19 protein-coding genes are annotated in these 23,062 nt (G+C 58.9%); 12 read left to right on the forward strand and 7 right to left on the reverse strand.

Going from position 1 to position 23,062, the window contains the following annotated elements:
- The first annotated feature begins 194 nt into the window (after window positions 1–194).
- The 5 genes from FJE54_RS07090 (at window position 195) to FJE54_RS16435 (ending at window position 3,988) form a co-directional block, all read left to right on the forward strand.
- Window positions 195–1,049 carry a transporter substrate-binding domain-containing protein gene (locus FJE54_RS07090; protein ID WP_139651990.1) on the forward strand — a complete coding sequence of 285 codons (855 nt, stop codon included), beginning with the start codon at window positions 195–197 and terminating at the stop codon, window positions 1,047–1,049.
- A 112-nt stretch (window positions 1,050–1,161) separates the two neighbouring features.
- Window positions 1,162–1,815 (forward strand): amino acid ABC transporter permease, encoded by a 654-nt coding sequence (locus tag FJE54_RS07095; RefSeq protein WP_139651991.1) that lies wholly within the window; start codon window positions 1,162–1,164, stop codon window positions 1,813–1,815.
- A gap of 24 nt (window positions 1,816–1,839) precedes the next feature.
- Window positions 1,840–2,613 carry an amino acid ABC transporter ATP-binding protein gene (locus FJE54_RS07100; RefSeq protein ID WP_139651992.1) on the forward strand — a complete coding sequence of 258 codons (774 nt, stop codon included), beginning with the start codon at window positions 1,840–1,842 and terminating at the stop codon, window positions 2,611–2,613.
- 87 nt (window positions 2,614–2,700) lie between these two features.
- Window positions 2,701–3,669 carry a rhamnulose-1-phosphate aldolase gene (gene rhaD, locus FJE54_RS07105; protein WP_139651993.1) on the forward strand — a complete coding sequence of 323 codons (969 nt, stop codon included), beginning with the start codon at window positions 2,701–2,703 and terminating at the stop codon, window positions 3,667–3,669.
- An 88-nt stretch (window positions 3,670–3,757) separates the two neighbouring features.
- On the forward strand, window positions 3,758–3,988 hold the full coding sequence (locus FJE54_RS16435) for a type III toxin-antitoxin system ToxN/AbiQ family toxin (protein ID WP_369406388.1): 231 nt from the start codon (window positions 3,758–3,760) through the stop codon (window positions 3,986–3,988).
- Window positions 3,989–4,056: 68 nt separating this feature from the next.
- Here the strand turns inward: FJE54_RS16435 and FJE54_RS07115 are convergent, their stop codons facing one another.
- On the reverse strand, window positions 4,057–5,496 hold the full coding sequence (locus tag FJE54_RS07115; RefSeq protein WP_139651994.1) for a helix-turn-helix transcriptional regulator: 1,440 nt from the start codon (window positions 5,494–5,496) through the stop codon (window positions 4,057–4,059).
- Between the two features lie 239 nt (window positions 5,497–5,735).
- Between FJE54_RS07115 and FJE54_RS07120 the strand changes: the two genes are divergently transcribed.
- Window positions 5,736–7,373: an FAD-binding protein gene (locus tag FJE54_RS07120; protein ID WP_139652256.1), complete on the forward strand. Its 1,638-nt coding sequence runs from the start codon at window positions 5,736–5,738 to the stop codon at window positions 7,371–7,373.
- 145 nt (window positions 7,374–7,518) lie between these two features.
- Here FJE54_RS07120 and FJE54_RS07125 read toward each other — a convergent pair whose 3' ends face one another.
- The 3 genes from FJE54_RS07125 to FJE54_RS07135 all read right to left on the reverse strand — a co-directional run bounded on the left by FJE54_RS07125 (window position 7,519) and on the right by FJE54_RS07135 (window position 10,925).
- The gene (locus FJE54_RS07125) at window positions 7,519–7,710 is read right to left on the reverse strand and encodes a response regulator transcription factor (protein WP_139651995.1); all 192 of its coding nucleotides are present in this window, start codon (window positions 7,708–7,710) and stop codon (window positions 7,519–7,521) included.
- Between the two features lie 8 nt (window positions 7,711–7,718).
- Window positions 7,719–8,831 (reverse strand): beta-ketoacyl-ACP synthase 3, encoded by a 1,113-nt coding sequence (locus FJE54_RS07130; RefSeq protein WP_139651996.1) that lies wholly within the window; start codon window positions 8,829–8,831, stop codon window positions 7,719–7,721.
- A 417-nt stretch (window positions 8,832–9,248) separates the two neighbouring features.
- Entirely contained in the window at window positions 9,249–10,925 is a 1,677-nt protein-coding gene (locus FJE54_RS07135) for an FAD-dependent oxidoreductase (RefSeq protein ID WP_139651997.1), read from the reverse strand.
- Window positions 10,926–11,323: 398 nt separating this feature from the next.
- Here FJE54_RS07135 and FJE54_RS07140 point away from each other — a divergent pair, with 398 nt between their 5' ends.
- Window positions 11,324–12,844 carry a response regulator transcription factor gene (locus FJE54_RS07140; RefSeq protein ID WP_139651998.1) on the forward strand — a complete coding sequence of 507 codons (1,521 nt, stop codon included), beginning with the start codon at window positions 11,324–11,326 and terminating at the stop codon, window positions 12,842–12,844.
- 67 nt (window positions 12,845–12,911) lie between these two features.
- Here the strand turns inward: FJE54_RS07140 and hpf are convergent, their stop codons facing one another.
- The gene (gene hpf, locus FJE54_RS07145) at window positions 12,912–13,487 is read right to left on the reverse strand and encodes a ribosome hibernation-promoting factor, HPF/YfiA family (RefSeq protein WP_139651999.1); all 576 of its coding nucleotides are present in this window, start codon (window positions 13,485–13,487) and stop codon (window positions 12,912–12,914) included.
- 288 nt (window positions 13,488–13,775) lie between these two features.
- On the opposite strand from hpf, the gene nhaA reads away from it, so the two are divergent.
- From nhaA to FJE54_RS07170, 5 genes are all read left to right on the forward strand, one after another.
- The gene (gene nhaA / locus FJE54_RS07150) at window positions 13,776–15,392 is read left to right on the forward strand and encodes a Na+/H+ antiporter NhaA (RefSeq protein WP_139652000.1); all 1,617 of its coding nucleotides are present in this window, start codon (window positions 13,776–13,778) and stop codon (window positions 15,390–15,392) included.
- Between the two features lie 242 nt (window positions 15,393–15,634).
- Window positions 15,635–17,008 carry a bifunctional UDP-N-acetylglucosamine diphosphorylase/glucosamine-1-phosphate N-acetyltransferase GlmU gene (gene glmU / locus FJE54_RS07155; protein ID WP_139652001.1) on the forward strand — a complete coding sequence of 458 codons (1,374 nt, stop codon included), beginning with the start codon at window positions 15,635–15,637 and terminating at the stop codon, window positions 17,006–17,008.
- 112 nt (window positions 17,009–17,120) lie between these two features.
- The gene (locus FJE54_RS07160; protein ID WP_139652002.1) at window positions 17,121–18,092 is read left to right on the forward strand and encodes a ribose-phosphate diphosphokinase; all 972 of its coding nucleotides are present in this window, start codon (window positions 17,121–17,123) and stop codon (window positions 18,090–18,092) included.
- A 35-nt stretch (window positions 18,093–18,127) separates the two neighbouring features.
- A complete protein-coding gene (gene pth, locus FJE54_RS07165) occupies window positions 18,128–18,694 on the forward strand; it encodes an aminoacyl-tRNA hydrolase (protein WP_139652003.1) in 567 nt (188 codons plus the stop codon).
- 73 nt (window positions 18,695–18,767) lie between these two features.
- Window positions 18,768–20,144 (forward strand): DHA2 family efflux MFS transporter permease subunit, encoded by a 1,377-nt coding sequence (locus FJE54_RS07170; RefSeq protein WP_139652004.1) that lies wholly within the window; start codon window positions 18,768–18,770, stop codon window positions 20,142–20,144.
- A gap of 214 nt (window positions 20,145–20,358) precedes the next feature.
- Here the strand turns inward: FJE54_RS07170 and FJE54_RS07175 are convergent, their stop codons facing one another.
- Both FJE54_RS07175 and FJE54_RS07180 read right to left on the reverse strand, forming a co-directional pair.
- On the reverse strand, window positions 20,359–21,081 hold the full coding sequence (locus FJE54_RS07175; RefSeq protein ID WP_139652005.1) for a succinate dehydrogenase/fumarate reductase iron-sulfur subunit: 723 nt from the start codon (window positions 21,079–21,081) through the stop codon (window positions 20,359–20,361).
- Window positions 21,082–21,113: 32 nt separating this feature from the next.
- A complete protein-coding gene (locus FJE54_RS07180) occupies window positions 21,114–23,015 on the reverse strand; it encodes an FAD-binding protein (RefSeq protein WP_180326618.1) in 1,902 nt (633 codons plus the stop codon).
- Window positions 23,016–23,062: the final 47 nt, after the last annotated feature.

The raw sequence follows: 23,062 nt of genomic DNA on the forward strand, positions 1-23,062 counted from the left end.
GGTATGCTATACTTCGTGGTGCTTTAGCACAGTAAAGAAGTAGAGTGGTAAAGCGATAGGGAAGGTGCAGCATCTACGCGGATCTTCGCGGCGGGTACCGACTCCGATCGAGCGGTTTCGACGGATCGTTGCCCAATCGAAGGCGAAAACGAAGATTCGCACCGATGCGAGAGACAACACGGAGGAAGCAGGACATGAAGAAAAAGCTTTTGACCATCATCGGTATGGCATGTGTGCTGTGCCTGTCGGCCGCACTGCTTGCCGGCTGCTCGGGCGGCGATGCGCCGGCGAAGAGCGAGGGCGACAGTTCAGGCGATGCCGCAGGCACCGAGGCGTTCACGCTTACGGTCGGCTTCGACCAGGGCTATCCGCCCTACGGATTCGTCGGCGACGATGGAAACTTCACCGGTATCGACCTCGATATGGCGAAGGAGGTCTGCGATCGCAACGGCTGGGAGCTCAAGCTCGAACCCATCGATTGGGATGCTAAGGATGCGCTTCTGAACAGTGGATCCATCAACTGCATCTGGAACGGCTTTACCATGGAGGGCCGTGAGGACGATTATCTGTTCTCCGAGCCGTACATGCTCAACGAGCAGGTTGTGGTCGCGAAGGCTGACAGCGGTATCGCGTCGCTCGACGATCTTGCGGGCAAGACCGTCATCACGCAGGTGGATTCGGCTGCGCTCGACGTGCTCAACGATGATGAGAACGCCGATATGGTCGCTCTCAAAGAATCGCTCAAAGAGCTTCAGACCATCGGCGACTACAACAACGCGTTCATGCAGCTCGAATCGGGCATGGTCGATGCGGTAGCCTGCGACCTTTCGATTGCGGCCTACCAGATGGCAGCGAAGCCCGATGCCTACATGCAGCTCGACCCGCTGTCGACCGAGCACTATGCCGTCGGCTTCAAGAAGGGCGATACCGAGCTTGCCAACACGATCAACGAAACCCTTAAGGCCATGTACGACGATGGCACCGTCAAGGAATTGTGCGACAAGTACGCCGAGTTTGGTGTATCCTACGACAACTGGGTGCTCAAGTAGAACCATGCAGAGGTGCGCGCTGGAATGCCGCGCGCGGTGCGCATGCGGATTGAAGATGGCGAACGGGCGGGGAGCATTCCTCGCCCGTCCTTGCGTTGAGAAAGGCTGAACGGTGGAATTTGCGACGATGATGGAGATCCTGCTTTCGGGATTGCTGTTCACAGCCCAGATATTCTTCACCACGCTCATCGGAGCGCTGCCGCTCGGAGTCGTGGTCGCATTCGGCCGTATGAGCAGGTTCAAGCCCATCGCCTGGATTACGCGCTTCTACATTTCGGTCATGCGCGGCACGCCGCTTATGCTCCAGCTCATGGCACTCTGCTTCGGCCCGTACTACCTGTTCGGACTCCAGCTGGGACCCGATTGGAAGTACATTGCCTGTTCTATCGGGTTCATCATCAACTATGCGGCGTACTTCGCCGAAATCTACCGCAGCGGCATCCAGTCCATTCCGCGCGGTCAGTACGAGGCGGCGAGCGTGCTCGGCTATTCGCGGGCGCAAACGTTCATGAAAATCGTGCTGCCCCAAGTGATCAAGCGCATCCTTCCCGCCATGGGAAACGAGATCATCACGCTCGTAAAGGATACGTCGCTCGCGTTCGTCCTCGGCATTATGGAAATGTTCTCGCAGGCCAAGGCGCTTGCCGCGTCGCAGGTGAGCATGATCCCGTACGTGATCGCCGGCGTGATCTATTGGGTGTTCAACTTCATCGTCGAGATGATACTGACCCGCATCGAGAAGAACATGAACTACTACCACGATTAGCCCGGAAGCGCGAGGAGAGCTGTCATGCACACTGATGGAACCGTCGTTTCGATCGACAATGCCCGGAAGAGCTTCGGCGACACCCCGGTGCTCAAAGACATTTCGCTTGCAGTGCACAAGGGTGAAGTGGTCGCCGTCATCGGGCCGTCGGGCGGCGGAAAATCGACGCTTCTGCGCTGCATGACGCTTCTGGAAACGCTTGACGGTGGAACGCTTGCCTACGGCGACCTCGTCGTTGCGAAAAGCGACGCGGCGGGTAGAGCGGTGTATGCGGGAAAGACCGAACAAAGGGAAGCGAAGACGCGCTTCGGGCTCGTGTTCCAGAACTTCAACCTGTTTCCGCACTACACGGTCATGAAGAATATCGTCGATGCACCGATTCATGTGCAGAAGCGCCCGAAAGGCGAGGTGGAGGCGCATGCGCGCACACTGCTTTCAAAGATGGGCCTTGTGGGCAAAGAGGACATGGTGCCCTGCGAGCTTTCGGGCGGACAGCAACAACGGGTGGCCATTGCTCGTGCGCTTGCCTTGAATCCCGACGTGCTGTTTTTCGACGAACCCACGAGCGCGCTCGACCCCGAACTTACCCAAGAGGTTCTGAAGGTCATACGCGACTTGGCGGCCGAGCATATGACGATGGTCATCGTCACACATGAGATGAATTTCGCACGCGATGTGGCCGACCGCATCATTTTCATGGAGGGCGGTGTGATCGTTGAAGAGGGCGATGCGAGAAGCCTCGTGAACGATCCGAGAAACGAGCGTACCAAGGCGTTTTTGTCGAGGTGCAGCGAGTAGCCGCACGACTTTGTGTTTCTGCGGTACCATGATCGAAGACGGCCTGCGGCACGTATGCGGCAGGCACCTTCGACGTGAGGAGACCGTATGGACAACCAGACCTCCCAGAACCCCCAGAACGCGCAGCCTTCAAGCGCTCAAAGTTTCTTCGACGACGCTGCGCGCCTTTTCGATAAGGGCATTTCGAAAGCCCGTACCGTCGTATCCGAGACTTCCATCGAGCAGCGTGCATTCGTCAAAGCCTTTACGCGCCTGTGCCATGACGGCTGGCTCAAGGGCTGGCACGAAAGCAACGGCGGTAACCTGAGCTACCGCATGAAGCCCGAAGAGGTTTCTGCGTGCCGTTCGTTTTTCGCCGAGACGCCGGGGGAGTGGGTGCCCATGGGCATTCAGGCCGATAGCTTGCGCGGCGAGTACTTCCTCGTCACTGGAGCAGGTCGGCACTTCCGCACCATTCCCCTCGATCCGTCCGAGAACATCGGAATCGTCGAGATATCTGCGGCGGGCGATGCGTGGCGGCTCGTGTGGGGCTTGCCGAACGGGCGGCCTACGAGCGAGTTTTCGAGCCACTTCATGATCCATGCCGTGCGCAAGGCGGTCACGAACGGCGAGAACCGCGTCGTCTACCATGCACATACCCCGAATCTCATCGCCGTGACGCTGCTCGAACAGCCGAACAGCCGCGATCTTTCGGTGCTTTTATGGAAGAGCATGACCGAATGCGCCATTGTGCTGCCGAGCGGAGTCGGTGCCGTGCCGTGGATGGTTCCTGGGAGCCAGGATATCGCCGTCGCTACAAGCAAGGAAATGGAAACGCATCCTGCGGTTGTCTGGTCGCAGCACGGCACGTTTACGACGGGTCCCGATTTCGACACTGCGTTCGGCATCATGGATACGATCGAGAAGGCAGCGGGCATCTACCTTGCCGCCCGTGCCGCAAACGGTGGCGATGCAATCGATTTCGCAGTAACCGATGACGATTTGCGTGCCATGGCCGAAGCGCTCGGCTTGCCTATCAGGGCCGAGTACCTGGGTTGGGTGAAGAGCGCGCACTAGCGCGGAGCTTGCTTGCGGGTGTGCAGATGCCGGAAGCGGGCGTGCGGATCGGGTCGTAGTATCTTCGATACGTATCCTGCATACACCGATTGGAAGCAGATATGGGACGGTTAAGGATTTCAACCTCGAAGATTACAAACGTAAACGTCTTCTGCTCGAAGAACTCGTCTACTGCAACCGCAAAGCCAAGCGCATCATCTCGAAAGCACAGCATGTCTACCACAGGGCCACGTCGGGCGAAGACCCCCACATGAGCGCTGTCTGCTGTGATTTCAAGCGTCTCGAACGCTATGTGGGCGAACGGGAAAGCGGCGATTGAAATACCCTACCTACCCCGAACTGGCAGGTCATATTGCGCTAAGGCCCAGTGCGCTTTGCCCGAGCGCCCTATGCCGAGGGCCCCGTTTCGCGTGGGTTAACGCCCACGAGTTCGAACAGCTCTTCGCGCGAGTGAAGGCCCATCTTCTGGTAAATGTGCTTGATATGGGTCTTCACCGTGCTCTTCGCCACATAGAGCTCATCTTCTATCGCCGCGGGCTTCTTTCCCATGCAGAGTAGGAGCAAAATCTCCTCTTCGCGGGTGGTGAGGTCGTACTGTTTCGCGAGCTCGCGACATTTCATGCCGATGCGGTTCTTCTCGAGGTACTCTTCGCGGTTCTTGTCGAGCGGTTGCTTCAAAAGGACGCCCCAGGGCGAGGAAAGCTGCCGCTCGGAGAAGAAAAACCTCGTCACGACGGTGATGATGATGGCGATGATGACGGTGGTCGGTACGAAGGCGGCACTTTGGGGCGTGTCGGCTATCCAGATGAACTGGCTCGCTCCGATTCCGGCCTGAACCGCGATCAGGCGCACGGCTCGCTCGATACCGAAGATCCAGAGCGCGCACACGCCGTAGCGGTAGGAGAGGTTGCTGAGGATCACCACGATCAGAATGGTATAAAGCGTGTAGCTTGTCACGGCACTCACGTCGGTGAGCCAGGAGCCGCCGGGAAACAGCAGTCCGAACGGCACGAGCGAAAGCAGCATGAGCGGCATCGCGGACTTCCATATAAGCGAGAAATTGAACGTTTCCCTTCGCAGCATGATGCCTAAATACACGAACAGAGCTGCAAACAGATCGCCTTCGCCGGCGCTGTAGCTCAAGTAACCGTGGAAGATGCTTTCATGCAGCCCGAACGCGAACGAGTACAGGCATACGACGAGGATCGGTTTCCAGGGAAACGAGAACTTTCCCCAGCTTGCGTGGGGGTATTCGTCTTCGGGAAGCGTTTTGTACGAACGCCACAAGCAGCCGAGGGAGACGACGGGCACGATGCAGGTTCCCGCCCACAGCCAATAGAACGAGAGCCCCTTGAAAATCCAGAGGATGAACACGCTCACGATGATGCCCGCCGAATAGTACAATGCCACGCGAAGCGGGTTGATGCAGCCATAAAATTCCGACCAGAGCATGAGGATGAGCCCGACGCCCAACGCGCCGAGGAAGAGCGCCGGGGTGGTGAGCGCAGGCGCGAGTTCGGGGTGGAGCACGGTGTAGAACCGCATGCACGCGCACGCTATCATGAGCAGTCCCGTGATGGGGAAGATAAACGGTTTCTTGCACAGCGGAACGATCCAGCGCGAAAGCGCGGCAAGGCATACAAGGAACACGGCGGTCACGATATCGAAGTATCCGTATGTGCTGAAATCGACGAGCGGAAACGCTGCGCTATCGTTGACCGTTCCCGTCCATACGCGAAAGATACCCATGCCCAAAAAGCAGAACGGGGTGGGTGGAATCTTATCCCATAGCCTATCGATCAGGCTTTTCGTGCCATCCTGGATCACGCGAACCTCCCTGTATCGCGTAAATCAACTCAAGAGATTATACGGTACGGAGGTTGTTCTAGTAGGCGCGGATAAGAAAATCCCCCCTGTTTTGCCCGAAGGGGGGAGACGCGTTTTCGAAAATCCCCCCGCATCGGACGAGACCGGGCGATGCGCGTGCGAGTGCAGGCTTCTACGATGTGACCATCGGCTTGCGGAATCGAAAGCGGCCGAAGCGACAGCGATCTCAGGAGGGAACCATGAAGGAAATCATTAAGGAAACCATATCGAGGAGAAGCTTTCTCAAAGGGGCGCTTGCGACGGGAACGGTTGTAGCGGGAGCCGGGCTCGTTGGCTGCGCATCGCAAAGCGCGCCGGCGAAAGCGGATGCGCCGAGCGCAGGTGCAGACGCTGATACGGGTGGCCAGATGCAAGGACGGTGGAGCTGGTCGGTTAAACCCGAGCCCATCACCGACATCGCCGAGACAATCGACTGCGACGTGCTCATCATCGGCGCGGGAGCCGCAGGCGTGCCCGCTGCCATGTATGCAGGGCTTGAAGGCATAAGCACGGTCGTCATGCAGAAGGAGGCGTCGGTGCAGACGAACGGTCAGGGCTTCGGCACCTGGAACAACGAATGGGGTACCGAGCAGGGCATCAAGTGGGATATTCCGTCGACCATGCAGGCGTTCGCCGATCTTGCGAACGGTAAGGCGAACCTGACGCTTGTGCGAAACGTGCTCGAGCGCACGGGCGAATGCTCGAAGCTCATCATCGAGAACATCCCCGAACCGCAGGCGTCTCCCGCCATCGTCGACGGATACGTGGCGTACCGCTGGCTCTATGACAACGATATGTCCACCCGCTACAAGGCTTTCGCCGATCTGTATAAGGCGATGGGCGAGAAGGCCGAGGAAAACGGCGTGCAGTTCCTCTTCGATACGCCTGCTGTGCAGCTCGTCGTTGACGAGGCGGGAGCGGTCAAGGGCGCTGTTGGCGAGAAGAAGGGCGGCGGGTACGTGCAGGTGAATGCCTCGAAGGGTGTGGTGCTCTGCACAGGTGACATCTCCGATGACGATGAGATGCTCGAAGCGTACTGTCCCATCATGCTCGATATCCCCACACTGCATGCGGTTCCGTGCAATACGGGAGACGGCCACAAGATGGGGATGTGGGCAGGCGCCAAGATGGATTTGCCGTCGGTTGGTCTCATGATGCACTTCGACCCGAGCCCACTGCCGCAGGGGGCGGCGCCGTTTTCGGCTGTGCCGTGGCTCCACGTGAACATCAACGCCGAGCGGTTTACCAACGAGAACGTCGGCTACCAGCACCTTGCTACCGCGGTGGCGATGCAGCCCGAGCACCGCGCATTCCAGATCATCGATTCGCATCTGCTTGAGCATGCAACCGAATACACGAACGGAGGCCGTCCGGGCGATGCAAAAGCGCTCGAGGCGGGGGTTGAAGCAGGGCAGATCCTCAAGGCCGATACGATCGACGATCTAGCAAAGCAAGCGGGGCTCGATGCGACAAAGCTCAAGGCTACGATCGAGCGCTACAACGAGCTGGTCGACAAGGGGTTCGATGAGGATTTCGGCATGGACAGCAAATTCTTTGTGTTCAACGGCATCAAGGATGCGCCGTTCTACGCCATCGAACGCATGCCCGCAAAGCTTGCGGTGTGCGGCGGCCTTGCATGCGAAGAGCATTGCCAGGTGCTCAACGAGGCAGGCGAGCCCATTGAGGGCTTGTACGCAGCCGGCAACGTGCAGGGCTCGTTCTTCGGCTACGACTATCCCGTGGTCGGATTCGGCGGCTTCTCTCTTTCCCGCGCGGCGACGGGCGGCATTCTCGCCGTCAAGCAGATCATGGGCACGTTCGACGAGCCGATTGCGTAAACGAACCAAGTTCTGCAGATGATGCGGAAGGCCCCGACCGGGGCCTTCCGACGATGCGGGGGAATTCAGGTTATCGTAACCGATGAAGCTTCCGATCAGGAAACCTTGCTTCTATCATGGATTACACGAGCCGCGATAGCTTGGGCTACCGCTTTTCTCCGTCTACCAAGTCTATTAGCTCCTGATGGCTCGAGACACCGAGCTTCTGGTAAATGTGTTTCACATGCGCCTTCACCGTATTGTTCGTAATGAACAGCTCCTTCTGTATGAAGGCGCTGTTGCGTCCTCGGGCCAAGTGCGCTGCGAGCCGTCCTTCTCGGGCAGACCCGCAGTGCATCGGCGTTCTTACGCCTCGAACAGCACGGCACCCGACGTGAAGCCGCCGCCGAAAGCGACGAGGACTACCTTATCGCCAGGGCGGATGCGGCCTTCGGCGTACGCATCGGCGAGCGCCATGGGTACGCTCGCTGCTGACGAGTTGCCGGTGTTTTCGATGGACAGTTGGAAGAAGTCCATCGGCTTGCCGAGTTTCTTTGCGGCGTACTTGATGATGCGCTCGTTTGCCTGATGCGGCACGACGCAGGCGATGTCGTCAAGCGAAAGGTTTGCGCGCTGGAGCGTTTGGTGAACGGCTACCGTCATTGCTTCGGCTGCGAATTTGAACACCTTCTGACCGCTCATGTAAAGCGTCTGCCGCGGCCTACCTGCTTCGACGAGTTCGGTTATGCCCAGCTCGGCATCGGTTCGCGCAAGTCCGGGATCGTCGGATCGGGCGGCTGTGTGCGATATGCCGTTTTCGTCGAAAGGTTGCGGTGCATCGAAGGACATGGCGCAGGTGAGAGCATTGGTCGCATCGTCTTCGTTAACGATATAGCTGCTGATGATTCCGGGGCGCGCATCGTCCCACTCCAGAACGGCAGCGCCGGCACCATCGCCGAACAAGACGCATGTGTTGCGGTCGGACCAGTTTGTGAGGCGGGTGAGGCGTTCGGATCCTACCACGAGTGCACGACGCACGGGGTTGCGCCCCGCAGCGCCCGCGGTGGATGGAGCCGAGGCGGCCATCATGTTTTCGGCTACGGTGAGTCCGTACACGAATCCGGAGCATGCGGCGTTCAGATCGAACGCTACGGCTCGGGTGAGCCCCAACCGACGGCGCAACAACCCAGCTGCAGAGGGCACTACCGCATCGGGCGTGACCGTGGCGCATACGATCAGGTCGATGTCTGCCGCATCGATACGGCACTCCGCAAATCCGCCACACATCCAACCGAGCGCTCGGCGTGCAGCGGCCTCGCCGAGATCGGCGTTGGATTCGCTCACGGCGATATGGCGGCTTTTGATGCCGGTACGGGTGGTTATCCACTCGTCGTTGGTGTCTACGAGAGCGCGCAGCTCGTCGTTTCGGACCTCTAGCGCAGGGAGGGATTTGCCACAGCCGATGATCGCGCAACCCATGATGCTCCGTTCTTCTGCCCGCTCAATTGAGCGCCGTAATAATACTTTGATAGTCAAACTAAATTGATTATAGCATGGAGGATCGAGTCGACGAGCGAGAGGGGTGGTCTGCAGAATTTCTCGATTTACCCGTTGGCGACTGAGGGATTTTTTCGTATACTAGCGGTCGAGCCGCACGGAGTTGTTGGCTCCGCACGGCTCTCGGATCGCCTCGGCGGTTCGGATCTAGTTATGGGGCTCCTTGTCTTTCTTGGACGGGAGCCTGTCCATTATGGCGAGTATTACTGTGACCAGCAACTCGACCATCCGCAGGACAAAACTCGCATAGAGGAAGCGTGCGACGCTCTCGTCAAACAACGAAGGGCAGCATCCGCGATGGATGCTGCCTTTTGTGCAGACGTGCGTGCTAGGTTCGCCTTATCCTGCCAGATACGTCTTTGCGTTCTGGGCGGCTTCACGGCCGGAATTGACCTGGTTGCCGAAGGCAGTGCCGGGCATGTTGATCGTGTACACGTGGCGGTAGTTCATGTTGCCGTCGTTGCCGATCGCATACAGGCCGGGAATCGGGTCATGGTTGTCGTCGAGCACCCGGCGCTCGATGTCAGTCGTGACGCCGCCGCACTCGAAGAAGTAGCTGTAGCCGAGCTTGGCCATGTAGAACGGACCGGTTTCGATGGCGATCATATCTTCGGGGGATTTGCCGAGATCCTCGTCGGTGCCCAGTTCGCAGAGCTCGTTGTAGCGGTCGACCGTCGCCATGAACGCGTCTTTATCGAGATCGAACGCCGCAGGAAGCTCTTCGAGCGAGTCGGCCTTCACGAGCGTATCGCCACCGTCGCTTTCGACTGCATCGTCGAACATCTTCTTCGCATCGTCGGTCGTGCCGAAGTACGTGTCGAAGATGTTCTGGTCGAATACCACGTAGTTGGCGATGTTCTGCTTGCCGGGGATGCACTGGAGTACGAGGTTGTCATCGGTGAGATTCTCGCGGGAATAGCGCTGGCACTGCTCGTTCACCCAGAGCACCGGACCGCCCGCGGCGATGCCGAAGTAGCCGTTCACGGGGTTCTGCGAGTCGTTGTGGAAGTCGATCGGGGGAAGTGCCGGGATATTGTAGAGGATCGACTGGCACGAGTCGGGCATGAAGTCCTTCGCGCCCACGGCCATTGCCATGGTGTACGCGTCGCCTGCGGCATTCGGGGAGCCCACGACGAAGAGGTGCTCGATATCCCAACCCTGCTTCTCGATGAGGTCGGGGTTGCCTCCGAAGCCGCCCGTTGCGAACACGACGGCTCTCGCGTTGTACTGGGTGGTGCCGTCGGGGCCGTCGGCGTAGGCGCCGGCCACTTTGCCGTCCTGCATGATGAGCTGGGTGGCGGCGGTGCTCAAATGCACCTCGACGCCCAGATCGTCGATGCGCTTGATCATGGGCTCGACGTAGCCGACCGCGGCTTTGCCGTCTTTGAACCAATGGAACGTGGGATGCAGGCCGCCGTAGTAGTCGTCGATCGTACCGCTGTATTCGACGCCCTGGTCAAGGCACCAGTCGATGTTCTCTGCCGATTTGTTGCACAGGTCGAGCCAGAACGCCGCATTCTGGCGGTGCTGTCCGCGTACGAGCTCGTCTTCCACGATTTCGGCGGCGGTTACGTGAATTCCCTGCTCTTCGGCCATCGACGAATTGATGGCGAACATGCCTTCGACGAAACTCGCATTGCCGCCGAGCTGGCTGTTCTTCTCGATGAGAATGAAGTTCGTGCCGTCGAGCGCTGCCTGAACGGCGCAGGCAAGCCCGCTTCCGCCACCGCCGACGATGAGCAGATCGGTGTCGTAGGTTTTATCGATCTGAGTGGGCGCGGCGGGCGCCTCGGGCGTGGTCGTCGAACCCGACGAATCCGTCGATCCCGCGTCCGTATTCGAGTTCGAACCCGTTCCCGTCGCCGCCTGATCCTGCGGGCTGCACCCGGCGAGCGCGCCGACTGCGGCAACTGCGCCGACGCCGGCAACGCCGGTCAAGAAGGCGCGGCGTGAGATGCCGCTTCGCTTCTCGGAGCAGGTAACGGGTTCCTCTTCGATGTGCTTAGTGTTGTCCATGGTTTCTTCCTCCCTCAACATTGGTCCACTTCCTTTCCAGAATGGATTGCCGTTGCAGCTTTCCATTCTTCCACCCGCCCGTTGAGAACGGATGACCGTGCGGTTTCAAGTCGATGATCGCGTTAACCATTGGATTGCAGATCGGCAACCTGATCCCTAAAAGGAAGTCTGCCTCGTTGCGGTATCATGGTCTTCCCCAGCAGCGGGGGAAGAGGCCGAAAACGTCCGTTTCCCCCGACTCGGGGGAGGACGGATGTTCCCGTTTTGCTACGCTGGGCTTAGCGAGCGCGCGCAGGAAAGCCGACGGCAGGGCGGAGCGCACCCGTATCGTGTCTTGCTGGCCTTCGATTTGCAGGAGCACCGAGTGCCCTCAAGCGGCAGAGAGATGGATGTCTGGCATGAAAGCCAATTCCCTTATCAACGAGCAGTCGGAACGCACGCGCGTCGTGCAGCGGCTGTATGCGAGCATCGCGGCGCACCCCGCGCTGCTTGTTGCGCTCATGCTGTATTGGACGTGGGTGAACATGGCGTTTCAGAGCCCGCTGTTCTTTCCTTCGGTCGAGCTCGATTCAGGATGGCTGTTTCCTTCGTGGGTGGGGCCGGTCAGTCTGAGCGCTGTCACCTATCTGGTCCTCGGCATGTGGTTCAAGCGCGTCAACTTCTTGTTCGGAAAGCGCTGGTACATCGGGGCGGTTGCCGGGTGCATGGCGGCGGGCGCCCTGCTGTGCTTCGTGTGGATCAACGGGTACGGCGCATCGCTCGATACGCCTCTGGCCTGCGCGTTCTACGGAGCCGGATCGCTCGGTGTCGGGCTCGGAACGGCGTGTCTGCTTCTCGAATGGGGCAGGGTGTTCGGATACTTCGGACCTCAGGAGGTCCTGTTTCACGGGATTGTCGCCATGCTCGCATCGGCCCTCATCGTATGCGCGCTCGCGTTTCTCCCCACGATTATCGGGCAGCTTCTGTTCGTTGCCATACCCGTGCCGCTTGCCATCGGATTCTACCGGGTGATGCGACGCCTTCCTAAAAAGACACTGCTCGAGCACGGCCTCGAAGCCGAGCTCAACGTGCCCTACAAGTTTCTCGTAACGGCGCTTTTGCACGGACTCGCGCTCGGCGTTCTTCTCGGCAGCGCGATTGAACAAGGGGGAAGCTCAGAGGCAGTGCTAATCAATGCGCTTTCGTTCGTGGTTGCGGCGCTTCTACTGTTTTTGTCGGCCATCTTCGTCAAGATGGATTTCAACCATTTGATCTACCAGGTTGGATTCGGAATCATGGCAACAGGGGCTCTGCTCATCGCCATAGTGCAGCCTTTTCCGGCGATCGGGGAGTCGTTTCAACTCGTGGGTTTCTGCTTCGTGCACCTGGTGATGTGGGGCCTGTGCTCGTATCTTACGAAGAACTTCGATCTTCCGGCAACGTGGGTGGTCGCGTGGCCGACATGCTGCCTTATGCTCGGCCAGCTGGTCGGCGGAACGGCGACGAGCGTCCTCGTCCAGCAGCCGGATTCGGCGTACTGGATTCAGATTACAGCTATGATCGTCTGCTTCGTCATGCTCATGGCAGCGCTTTTCATGATGAGCAACCGGAACCTGACGACAGGGTGGGGGATCGCACGTCCCGCGAGCGCGGTCAGCACCGATCGCGCCCTCGAAAGCGTGGCACGGCTGCTGACTGTCGAAAACAATCTGACGCCGCGCGAATCGGAGATCATCGCTTTGCTTGCGCGTGGCAGGAACCGCAAGTTCATCAGCGAAGAGCTCGTGGTTTCGGAAGAGACGATCAAAAGCCACGTATACAGCATCTACCGCAAGCTCGGCATCCATTCGCAGCAGGAGCTGCTCGATCTGGTCGAAGTGCGCGCGGGTACGGTTCGGGAAGATCCCGTGAAGCCGGTGTTCGAATCCGAGGTGCCGTAAAAAACGCCCGGAAGCGATATGCTTCCGGGCGCTGTTCGAGCTGAGGCGAGTTGCACGCTCGCTGTGTTTACTCTTCGGTCTGCTTCAAGAGACCATAACCGCCGTCGTCGCGACGGTACAACACGTTTACGAGATTGGAGTCGCGATCGGTATAGGCGAAGAAATCGTGGCCCAGAAGATCGATCTTCACGAGCGCCTCTTCTTCGGTCAGCGGCTCGAACTCGATTTCCTTCACGCGCACGACCTCGTCGTCGGCAAGCTCTTCCATGAGCTCATCGAGGCTCGCGCCTGTTGCGGGAATGGCGTCGGGTGCTGCTTTCTCCGCTCCGGCGCGGACTTTGCGGTCGACGACGCGGGTCTTGTATTTACGCAGTTGGCGAACTACCTTAGCAGCGGCGACGTCGATGGCCGCGTACATGTCCTCTTCGCTTTCTTCGACGCGGATGATGTGGCCTTTGGTGCGCAGGGTGACTTCGCATACGGCAGGACGCGGATTCGCCGGGTTCTTCTCGACGAACAGCACTACTTCGGCAACGAGGGGATCGATGTCCATGACTTTCATGGAGTTCCCGATTTTTTCTTCGGCATACTGGCGCAGTGCTTCGGTTACAGGCATTTTGCGTCCGGTGACGGTAATGCTCATGGCAATCACCTCTTACGATCGTGGCTAATAAAAAACAGCTTGGTCAGGGCGTTTTCGGGCCGTGCAGCGACGCACGTGATCGACGCAAACCCAAACCCGACTCCTTCCGTCAAGCTGATACGAACAGGATACCGCATAGTTGTCCGATTTTGCCCACGTGCACCGAAACCAGTTGAAAAATTGTAAACACTTTATCGAGATCGAAAGCATGCTGGGCATTACGCGATAGTATACTTTTTGCGAATGATTCAGCATCGTGCAACGGTGCAGGCGACAACGGGGAGACGCATGACGAAACAAGAAGCCGGAAAAGACTCGCTCTTCATCCAGGAAGTGGCGGGCCATCAGACGCTGTACAAAAAGGTAATCCAGATATTCCATTCGTCCACGAAAGCGGCTGCGTTCATGCTCATCGCCGCTATCATCTCTCTCATCGTGGCGAATACGGCGTTCTACGACCAGTTCTACGCGTTCTGGCACACCGAAGTGGGCTTTTTCTTCGGCGAGGCGAAAGCCGAAATGTCGCTTGCGCACATCATCAACGATATCTTTATGGCGGTGTTCTTCCTGCTCGTCGGGCTCGAGATCAAATACGAGATGACGGTCGGCGAACTTACGAACATCCGCCAGGCGCTTCTGCCCATCGTGGCGGCGTTCGGCGGCGTGTTCTTCCCGATCGTCATCTACCTTATCTTCAACGCGACGAACCCCGAGACGGCGCATGGCTGGGGCGTGCCGACGGCAACCGACATCGCGTTCGCGCTCGGCATCATGGCGCTGCTCGGCAACCGCGTACCCAACGGCATCCGCGTGTTCTTGAGCACGCTCGCCGTGGCCGATGACATCATCGCCATCCTCGTGATCGCCATCTTCTACGGGCAGAGCCCCTCGGCCTTCTGGCTCATTGCCGCTGCTGTGGTGTTCGTGGCGCTCATCGTCATGAACCGCAGGCACATCTATTCGCTCACTCCCTACATTCTCATGGGAATCGTACTGTGGTACTGCGTGTTCATGTCGGGCGTGCATTCGACTATCGCGGGCGTGCTGCTCGCCTTCGCGATTCCCTCGGGTTCGCGCGTGAATCTTAAGAGCTTCGCTTCGTGGTCGGGCAAGCGCGTCAAAGAGGCGAGCGAGCTCTACGAGCCGAATGATCCGGTCATCGGTCAGAAGGACTACATCACCGCTGTGGCGAAGCTGAGCTTGGTTGCCAAGCAGGTGGTTCCGCCTGCGACACGACTTGAAAACACGCTGTATCCCTGGGTATACTTCGCCATTCTGCCGCTGTTTGCGCTCACGAATGCCGACGTGTCGTTTGTAGACGGAAGCCTTGGCAACATATTTGCCGATCCTGCGCTCTACGGCGTGTTCTTCGGTCTCTTGCTTGGCAAGCCGATCGGCATTATGCTGTTCAGCTTCATTATCGTGAAGACAAAACTTGCATCGTTGCCCGACCATTCTAACTGGGGTCATATGCTCGGCGCGGGCATTTTAGGCGGCGTTGGCTTCACCATGGCGATCTTCGTTGCGAATCTCGCGTTCGACGATCCTGCCATCGTGACCACGGCGAAGCTCGCCATTCTGTCCGCTTCGCTGATTGCGGGCGTCGTGGGCTTTTTGGTTCTGTTCGTGCAGGCTAACGCAGCCCGGAAGAAGGGCGTGGCCTACATCGCCGCGTCGAAGGACAATATGCCCCAGCAGGCTTCCGATAAAGAGTACGTCGAAGCGAGCCGCCGCATGCTCGATGAGATCGAAAGCCCGCTGCTCAAAGAGGAGATCGAAGCAGCGCAGCGCGAGGGCGACGGTTTTGCTGAAATCGTCGTTGACCTCGGGGCCGACGAGCAGCGAAGCGACAAGACGGCAGCCGAGGGGAAGCCGGATCCCGATAGGGACGGCGATTCGCGGTAAGCGATAGCGGCGCATGCGCTTGCATGCGCCTGCGTGATGCAGCAGATCGGTAACGGGCGGGCGTCGGCCAAGGGGCTCGGCGCTCGGCGCATCAACGCGGCGAATACCTGAATTTGCTATCGGGTTACGAATGCAAGCATTGCTTGCGCTATACTGATTTCCGCTATGGGCAAGCAAGCGCGCAGGGGATCTGCGGCGCGCCCTTGCCGGCGCCCTGTTGTTGCTGATGGAGGTTTGACAAGATGGAAAGTCGTGCTATCGTCCTTGCCGCCGGAGCCGGCACCCGCATGAAGTCCGAAAAGCCCAAAGTAGCCCACGAGCTGTTGGGCAAGCCGCTCGTCAACTGGGTTATCGATGCGGCACGGCAGGCGGGCATCGGTGAGGTCGTAAGCGTGGTCGGTCATCTGCGCGAGCAGGTGATTCCCCTTGTCGAGGAGGATACGCGCGTAGTCGTCCAGCCCGAACGCAGGGGAACGGCCGACGCGGTAGCCGTATGCCGCGAGGCGCTTGCCGGTTTCGACGGCTCGCTTGTCGTGCTGTCGGGAGATAGCCCGCTCATCACCCCCGACACCATCCGCGCGCTCATTGAGGTACGCGAGAGGTCCTGTGCGGCGGTCGTCGTGCTGACGATGGAGCTCGATGATCCGACTGGCTACGGCCGCATCGTGCGTGGCGAAGACGGCGGCGTCGAGCGCATCGTCGAGCAGAAGGACTGCTCGACGGAGCAAGCCGCTCTCACCGAATGCAACTCGGGGTTCTACTGCTTCGACGCCAAGGCGCTGTTCTCGGCGCTCGAACAGGTTACATCAGACAATGCGCAAAACGAGTTCTACTTGACCGACGTGCTCGAAATATGCCGCTCTGACGGCAGGGTGGTTTCGGCGCTTATCACCGAAGATCCCTCCGAGTGCCTTGGCATCAACTCGCGCATCCAGCTCGCCGATGCGACTAAGCAGATGCAGCGGCGCATCAACGAGCATCATATGGCCGAAGGCGTGACGATGACCGATCCCGAGCTTGTGTGGATCGGGCCCGATGCCGTGCTCGGGCGCGATGTCGAGCTTTTGCCGATGACGTTTCTCTACGGTCGAACCATCGTTGCCAACAACACGGTAATCGGCCCGAACTCGCGCTTGACCGATACGGTTGTGGGCGAGGGATGTTCGATCGACGAGACTGTGGCCATAGAGGCGCGCATCGATGCGAACGTCACCTGCGGCCCCCGAGCGTATCTGCGCCCCGGCGCGCATATGTGCGAAGGCTCGAAAGCGGGTACGCACGTGGAGATCAAGAAATCGACGATCGGCAAAGGCTCGAAGGTGCCGCACTTGAGCTATATCGGCGATACGGAGATGGGTGAGGGCGTGAATATCGGTGCCGGGTCGATCACCTGCAACTACGACGGCACGAACAAGTTCACGACTATCATCGAAGACGATGTTTTCGTCGGCTCCGATACGATGCTCGTCGCACCGGTAACCGTCGGCGCGGGCGCGGTCATCGGTGCGGGGTCGGTTATCACCCACGACGTCTCGCCCGACGCGCTCGCGCTCGAGCGTTCCAAGCAGGTCGAGATAGCCGATTGGAAGCAGCGGCGGCACAACGCCTCGAAGTGACGCCGAAGGTGAAGATACCACGGTCGTTAGCCGTTGTTGCGGTTTCGCAGGGCGGCGAGCGGATACAATACGAATCGATCGAATACGAACGAGAGGCAAAAGGAGCGCGTCGATGACCGAAATGCAGAAGAGCATGGCCGTTTTTTCCGGTTCGGTAAACCCTGAACTAGCCGAGCAGATAGCAGCCGAGCTGAACATCAACCTCGGCCACGTGAAGCTCGAGAAGTTCTCCAACGGCGAAATCTATGCGCGCTATCTGGAGAGCGTCCGCGGGGCCGACGTGTTCATCGTGCAGTCGGTTGCCGGCGTACAGGTGAACGATGCGCTCATGGAGCTTCTCATCATGACCGATGCCGCCAAGCGCGCTTCTGCCCGCACGGTCACGGCTGTCATCTCGCATTACGGCTATTCGCGCCAAGATCGTAAAGCGGCTGCGCGCGAGCCCATCACAGCTAAGCTCGTCGCGAATCTCATGACGGTGGCGGGGGTCGACCGCACGATCACCATCGACCTGCATCAGGGCCAGATCCAGGGCTTCTTCGATACCCCCGTGAACCATCTTACGGCGCTTCCCATCCTTGCCGACTACTTCAAAGCGAAGAACCTCGATATGGACCGTCTGTGCATCGTGAGCCCCGACGTGGGCCGTGCGAAGGCTGCTAAGAAGCTTTCCGACATCATGGAGGCCGATCTCGCTATTATGCACAAGGGACGCCCTGGCCATAATCAGGCCGAGATCACGGCGCTCATCGGCGATGTGCAGGACAAGATCTGCATCATCAACGACGACATGATCGATACGGGCGGCACGCTCGTTGCGGCGGTGTCAACCTTGAAGGCGAAGGGCGCCGATACCGTATACGTGTGTGCCACGCATCCCATCTTCAGCGGCCCGGCCTACGAGCGCCTTGAGAACTCGGAGATCGAAGAGGTCGTTGTGTGCAACACGATCCCTGTGCCCCAGGAGCACCAGACGGGCAAGATCAAGGTGGTTACGGTTGCGCCCTTGCTTGCGCGCGCCATTGCGAACGTGTACAGCAACGGCTCGGTGTCCGACCTGTTCGACCCCGATTTCGCGCTGTAGGTCCGCGCGGGTTCTGCTGATACGAGCACACAGCCATGGCCGATACCTATCTGATTGCGGGATTGGGAAATCCCGGAGACGAATACGCGCATACCAGGCATAACGCTGGGTTCGATACACTTGACCTCATCGCCGACAAGCTTGGCGTCCGCTATTGGAAAACCGAGGGCGGAGCGCTTACGGCTAAGGCAGTCTATCGGGATACCGATCTTGTGCTCGCGAAACCCCAGAGCTACATGAACACGTCGGGTGGCCCTGTTAAGGCGCTCATGAACGCTTACGGTATCGATGCCGAGCACCTCATTGTGATACACGACGAGCTTGACATCGATCCGGGCACCGTGCGCGTGAAATTCGGCGGCGGCCACGCGGGCCACAACGGATTGCGTTCCCTCTGCGACAAGCTCCAAACACGCGATTGGTACCGGGTACGTATCGGCATCGGCAGGCCGCCCGGACGCATGAACGTAGCAGACTACGTGCTTTCGCTTCCGCGCAAAGAGGCGAAAGACGATTTCGAGGCTGCTTGTTCGCGCGGGGCCGAAGCGGTATGTTCGCTCATCGAGCATGGGCTTGCGAGAACCCAGCAGGATTTCAACTGAGCATGGGCGACTGCCGCGCGGATCGAGCGTAACGCTTCGTACCGATGCGGCTTGTGATCAAGGTTGGGAAGGCATGGCAGGAAAGTCGATCATACGAAGCGAACGAGGGCAGGTGTATGCGCTGTTCGCTATCGTTATGTTCGCGGGCGCGTTGGGGAATCTCTCGCAAACGGCGGTGAACGCTATGATGCCCGGCATCCTCGGCGAGTTCGCCGTCGATGTGAACCTGGGCCAGTGGCTTACCACGAGCTATATGCTCGTGCTCGGGGTGACGGTGCCGGTGGCGACGTTCTTTTCGCGGCGATTCTCGGTCAAACAGCACGTGTGCATCGCGCTTGCGTTCTTCTTTGCAGGAGCGCTGCTCGATTGCGTGGCGGGAAACTTCTGGATGCTGCTCGGCGGGCGCGTGCTCCAGGCGATATCGACGGGGCTCGTCATGCCCCTCATGCAGACGATCGCGATGACGCGCTTTCCGGCAGACCGCCGTTCGACCGCCATGGGCATCGCGGGCATAGCGATGGGCTTCGCCCCCAACATAGGTCCTACCATCGGCGGAGCGATGATCTTCTCTTTCGGGTGGCGGAGCTTCTTCTATCTGCTGCTTGCGGCGGTTGTCGTACTGGCTGTGGCAACGGCATTGTCTGTTTCCGCAAGCGCGCCGTCCGACCGCACGGCGAAACTCGACGGAGTTTCGCTGACCCAATCCACGCTCGGGTTCGGCGGCCTTCTGCTTGCGTTCTCGAACGCGAGCTCCTACGGGCTTGCAAGCCCGTTCATCTGGGCGCCGCTTGCGCTCGGCGCGGTGTTTCTCGTGCTGTTCGTGCGCAGGCAGAAGCGCGTGAGCGATCCGCTCATCAATATGGACATCTTCAAGTCGCATCAGTTTTTCGCGGGATTCATGGCGTTGAACTTCCTCCATGCGTCGTTTATGGGCATCACGCTCGTGATCCCGCTGTACATCGAAGGTTTGTGCGGGGGTACGTCGCTCGATGCGGGCATCGTGCTGTTGCCGGGTACGCTTGCGGCGCTGTTTCTCAATCCTCTGTCCGGCGCGCTCGTCGATCGCATCGGCATCCGCCCGGTCGTCATGGTGTCGGGTATCCTGCTCGCGTTCGGTTCGATCATCATGGTGTTTCTCGACGAGCATACGCCGTTGTACGTGACGATGCTGTTCCAGGCGTTTCGCGCGTTCGGGGTGTCGGGCCTCATGGCGCCGCTCATCTCGTGGAGCCTTGCCGATCTGCCGAAGCGCATCGTTACCGACGGGAGCTCGTTTTGCATCGCGGTGCGCCAGGCGTGCGCTTCGCTCGGCACGTCGGCCATGGTGTTCATCATCGCCACCGTATCGGCTACGGCCGCACCGTCCGCACTCGCCTACCAGCTCGCATTCGCATTCTCAGCCGTGTTCGCCGTTGCGACGTTCGCCTACATTGCCGTGAGGGTTAAGTAGGGAAGCGGGTTGGGCGTGGTGCTGGTTGGAATGCGGTGATCTTGCAAGGCTGCTGTCGGAATCGCCCTTCGAGGCAGCGAGATAAAGCTTGCTTTGCTGATCGAGGGAATGCATCGCGAGTCCTGCTGACGAAGGGAAGACCGGCTTCGAGTCCGGTCTTCCCTTGTGAGTCAATTCGGTTCGCCGTTGCAGCGGCAACGCGATGAGGCGATTGCTAAGCGTCTGTCGGTTTCAGGTCCCGTTCTTCAGCGGCTTTCTGCATGGTTGCTATCAGTTCGGTTATATTTATGTGCGAAGGGCATACTTCTGTGCAGAACCCGCACTGGATGCAATCGAAGACGCCTTCGAACACGGCTTGCAGTAGGCGATCCGATTGGTCACGCGTATCCAGATAATGTTGCGCAATGACCATCATCGCAGCAGGTCCGGCATAGGTTGACCATTTGCCTCCCTGCTGAAGGGCCGAACAGGTTGCGTAACACGAATAGCATTCGCGACACATGTTAATGCGCTCAAGCGTGTTCCAATAGAGATCATGCTCTATCGGTTGCAGCTCTTTTATGGGGTTGACGGTAAGGGTTTCCGGCGTGACTTTAATGATCTTCTGGTATGCGCGGCTGCGGTCGACGACGAGATCCTTGATGACGGGAAATCCAGCCAGCGGCTCGAACGTGTGCTCACCTGGAGTGAGAGGCGTCCAGCAAGCGAGCCCGGCTTTGCCGTCGATCATCATGCTGCATCTTCCGCACAAGCCGCTTCTGCAACAGTAATCGTAGCCGATGGCTTCTTGCTCGTTCACGGCATGCAGGACCTGCAATCCCGTCATGAACCCGTCGCCCTGAGCGTCTTCGTAGGGGATTTTATGCGATGCGTAAAACGGTGCCTCGTCGGTGCTTGGATCGTAGCGCAGTATTTTTGCGGTAATGGTTTCTGCCATAGGTAATCTCTCCTCTCGGATTTTCGGGTAGCCTACGCTTCCATGCCGTATTCGGACATCATCGAAGCAACGGTTTCAGCGGGACATACCGCATCGTCGATATCGGTTAGCTCGACAGACCAGGTTCCGTCTGTGCACGTAACGTTCGTGTTCTTCAACCAGTTTTTACTGTCCATTTTTGGAAAATCGATTCGGCAATGGTGTCCTCGGGATTCCTCGCGCGCGAGTGCGGCATGAGCGGTTGCGCGGGTAACCGCCAAAAGGCTTTTCGCTTCGAGTGCGCGTTGCCAATCGGAATTGAGCTGCTTGCTTTTCGACGCTACGTACATGTTCGGAATCTCTTCCGCTTCGATACGGTCGATTTCCTTGAGGCATTCGTTGAGCCCGTCGGCGCTTCGAGCCGGCTGCAATCCTTTCCAATAAGCTTTCTGGATGTTTCTGAATACTTCAAGAGCCCGTTTTTTGTCGGCTGGTTCGGCGGCGAGCAGCCCGAAAGCCTCATCGAGCGACGAACGCACCTTATCCCACGGAATAGGCATGTACTCGGATGTTTTCGCGCGCGATGCCGCACCCTCCCCGGCGATCCATCCCGTCCCGACGCACCATAAGAGCGCGCATCCGCTCCAGGCTCCTTCGCCGGCGTTCGAGAAGTATACGCCGGGAAGCGACGTTTCGGCGTGCTCGCTCAATTGGCTTGGCATGCCTGCGCAGTCCCATTGGCTGAACACATCGATGACGTAGTCGCCGATGTCGTATCCGAGACCGCGTTCGTAATTCTCTCCAACCCGTGCATAGTAGCGATTGACCGGCTGGCACTCGGTGCTTACGTAGAAGCCGCCCATCTCGGCCTCTTCGACCTCAAGGGTTCGACCGTCGAGATCGGCTTTTGCGAGCATGCGGAGCATCTCGGGAAATCCCCATCCGTTCTCGGTGACGAGCTCGGTGATCGGCTGCTTGTCCTTGTCGAAAATGAAATTGTGCGTTGTGATGGAGCCGCAGATGTTACCCATGCCCTGGCGGCATCCTTTCGGATACCACTGCGCGACGTCGCAGATGATCTGTTCCATGTCGCGCATGGGGACGCCGGCGTCGAGCAGCATGCGATAGCCGTCTCCGGTATTTTCGGGTGATCCGATGCTGTAGGCTCCCTGTCCGTTGTATCCTGCCGCCCATACGTAGCTTCCCGTTGCCAAGATCACCGATTTCGCATGGAAGACGTACGCTTCGCCAGTCACAAGGTTTATCCCGACTGCCCCCGCAGCGCTCCCGTCCTCGCCTAGCAGCAGGTCGAGTATAAACACGCGGTCGTAGATGCGGGCACCTTTGGCTGCAATATCGCGGGCATGCCACATGAGGAAGTATCCGTGATCGACAACCATGGGGCTATCGGCGTTCTTTGCAATGGGTTCGCCGTCTTCCCCGCGCTGCAAGACGCTGCCGACCTGCTCGGCTGTAGCCGAGGGACGAGCTTGCCGCACTCCTTCGAGAACGGCTTTGTCGTATGTTTGGTTGCACAAGCCGTTGTTCATAGCGGTCCAGGTTATCACGGCATCCTCGATAGGCCCGCTGAACCATTCGTTCGTTTCGAGATCGTGTCCCCAGTTGATGCCCGACGAACCGCAGTGGCCCCACGGGCCCTTGTCGACGATCATCAAGTCGGCTCCGTCGTCAAGCGCCTTCCGTGCTGCCGTTATGCCCGAAACACCTGCGCCGATGATGAGCACGTCTCCTTCGAACACCGATACGGCGTATTGTCCTTGCGAGGCCTTTTCCCCTTGATCCGAAGTGCCTGTTTCGGCAGAGGCCCCTTGCGAACAGCCGCTTGCGACACCTGCGAACGATGCCGCGATACCGAAAGCCGCCGCCCCTTTCAGGAAATCTCGCCGTGTAGGAGCGAACCTCTTTTTCGTACCGTCGTTTCCCTGTACTGCCATATGATCCTCCTCACTCCCTGTACGCTCTCTGCGAGCGTTCCGTTCAA

The sequence above is a fragment of the Raoultibacter phocaeensis genome, from assembly GCF_901411515.1.
Classification (GTDB): domain Bacteria; phylum Actinomycetota; class Coriobacteriia; order Coriobacteriales; family Eggerthellaceae; genus Raoultibacter; species Raoultibacter phocaeensis.

Coding starts and splice junctions, on each gene's coding strand:
- FJE54_RS07090 (WP_139651990.1), top strand. CDS start 195: ATGAAGAAAAAGCTTTTGACCATCATCGGTATGGCATGTGTGCTGTGC.
- FJE54_RS07100 (WP_139651992.1), top strand. CDS start 1,840: ATGCACACTGATGGAACCGTCGTTTCGATCGACAATGCCCGGAAGAGC.
- rhaD (WP_139651993.1), top strand. CDS start 2,701: ATGGACAACCAGACCTCCCAGAACCCCCAGAACGCGCAGCCTTCAAGC.
- FJE54_RS07120 (WP_139652256.1), top strand. CDS start 5,736: ATGAAGGAAATCATTAAGGAAACCATATCGAGGAGAAGCTTTCTCAAA.
- FJE54_RS07125 (WP_139651995.1), bottom strand. CDS start 7,710: ATGCACTGCGGGTCTGCCCGAGAAGGACGGCTCGCAGCGCACTTGGCC.
- FJE54_RS07130 (WP_139651996.1), bottom strand. CDS start 8,831: ATGGGTTGCGCGATCATCGGCTGTGGCAAATCCCTCCCTGCGCTAGAG.
- FJE54_RS07135 (WP_139651997.1), bottom strand. CDS start 10,925: ATGGACAACACTAAGCACATCGAAGAGGAACCCGTTACCTGCTCCGAG.
- FJE54_RS07140 (WP_139651998.1), top strand. CDS start 11,324: ATGAAAGCCAATTCCCTTATCAACGAGCAGTCGGAACGCACGCGCGTC.
- hpf (WP_139651999.1), bottom strand. CDS start 13,487: ATGAGCATTACCGTCACCGGACGCAAAATGCCTGTAACCGAAGCACTG.
- nhaA (WP_139652000.1), top strand. CDS start 13,776: ATGACGAAACAAGAAGCCGGAAAAGACTCGCTCTTCATCCAGGAAGTG.
- glmU (WP_139652001.1), top strand. CDS start 15,635: ATGGAAAGTCGTGCTATCGTCCTTGCCGCCGGAGCCGGCACCCGCATG.
- FJE54_RS07160 (WP_139652002.1), top strand. CDS start 17,121: ATGACCGAAATGCAGAAGAGCATGGCCGTTTTTTCCGGTTCGGTAAAC.
- pth (WP_139652003.1), top strand. CDS start 18,128: ATGGCCGATACCTATCTGATTGCGGGATTGGGAAATCCCGGAGACGAA.
- FJE54_RS07170 (WP_139652004.1), top strand. CDS start 18,768: ATGGCAGGAAAGTCGATCATACGAAGCGAACGAGGGCAGGTGTATGCG.
- FJE54_RS07175 (WP_139652005.1), bottom strand. CDS start 21,081: ATGGCAGAAACCATTACCGCAAAAATACTGCGCTACGATCCAAGCACC.
- FJE54_RS07180 (WP_180326618.1), bottom strand. CDS start 23,015: ATGGCAGTACAGGGAAACGACGGTACGAAAAAGAGGTTCGCTCCTACA.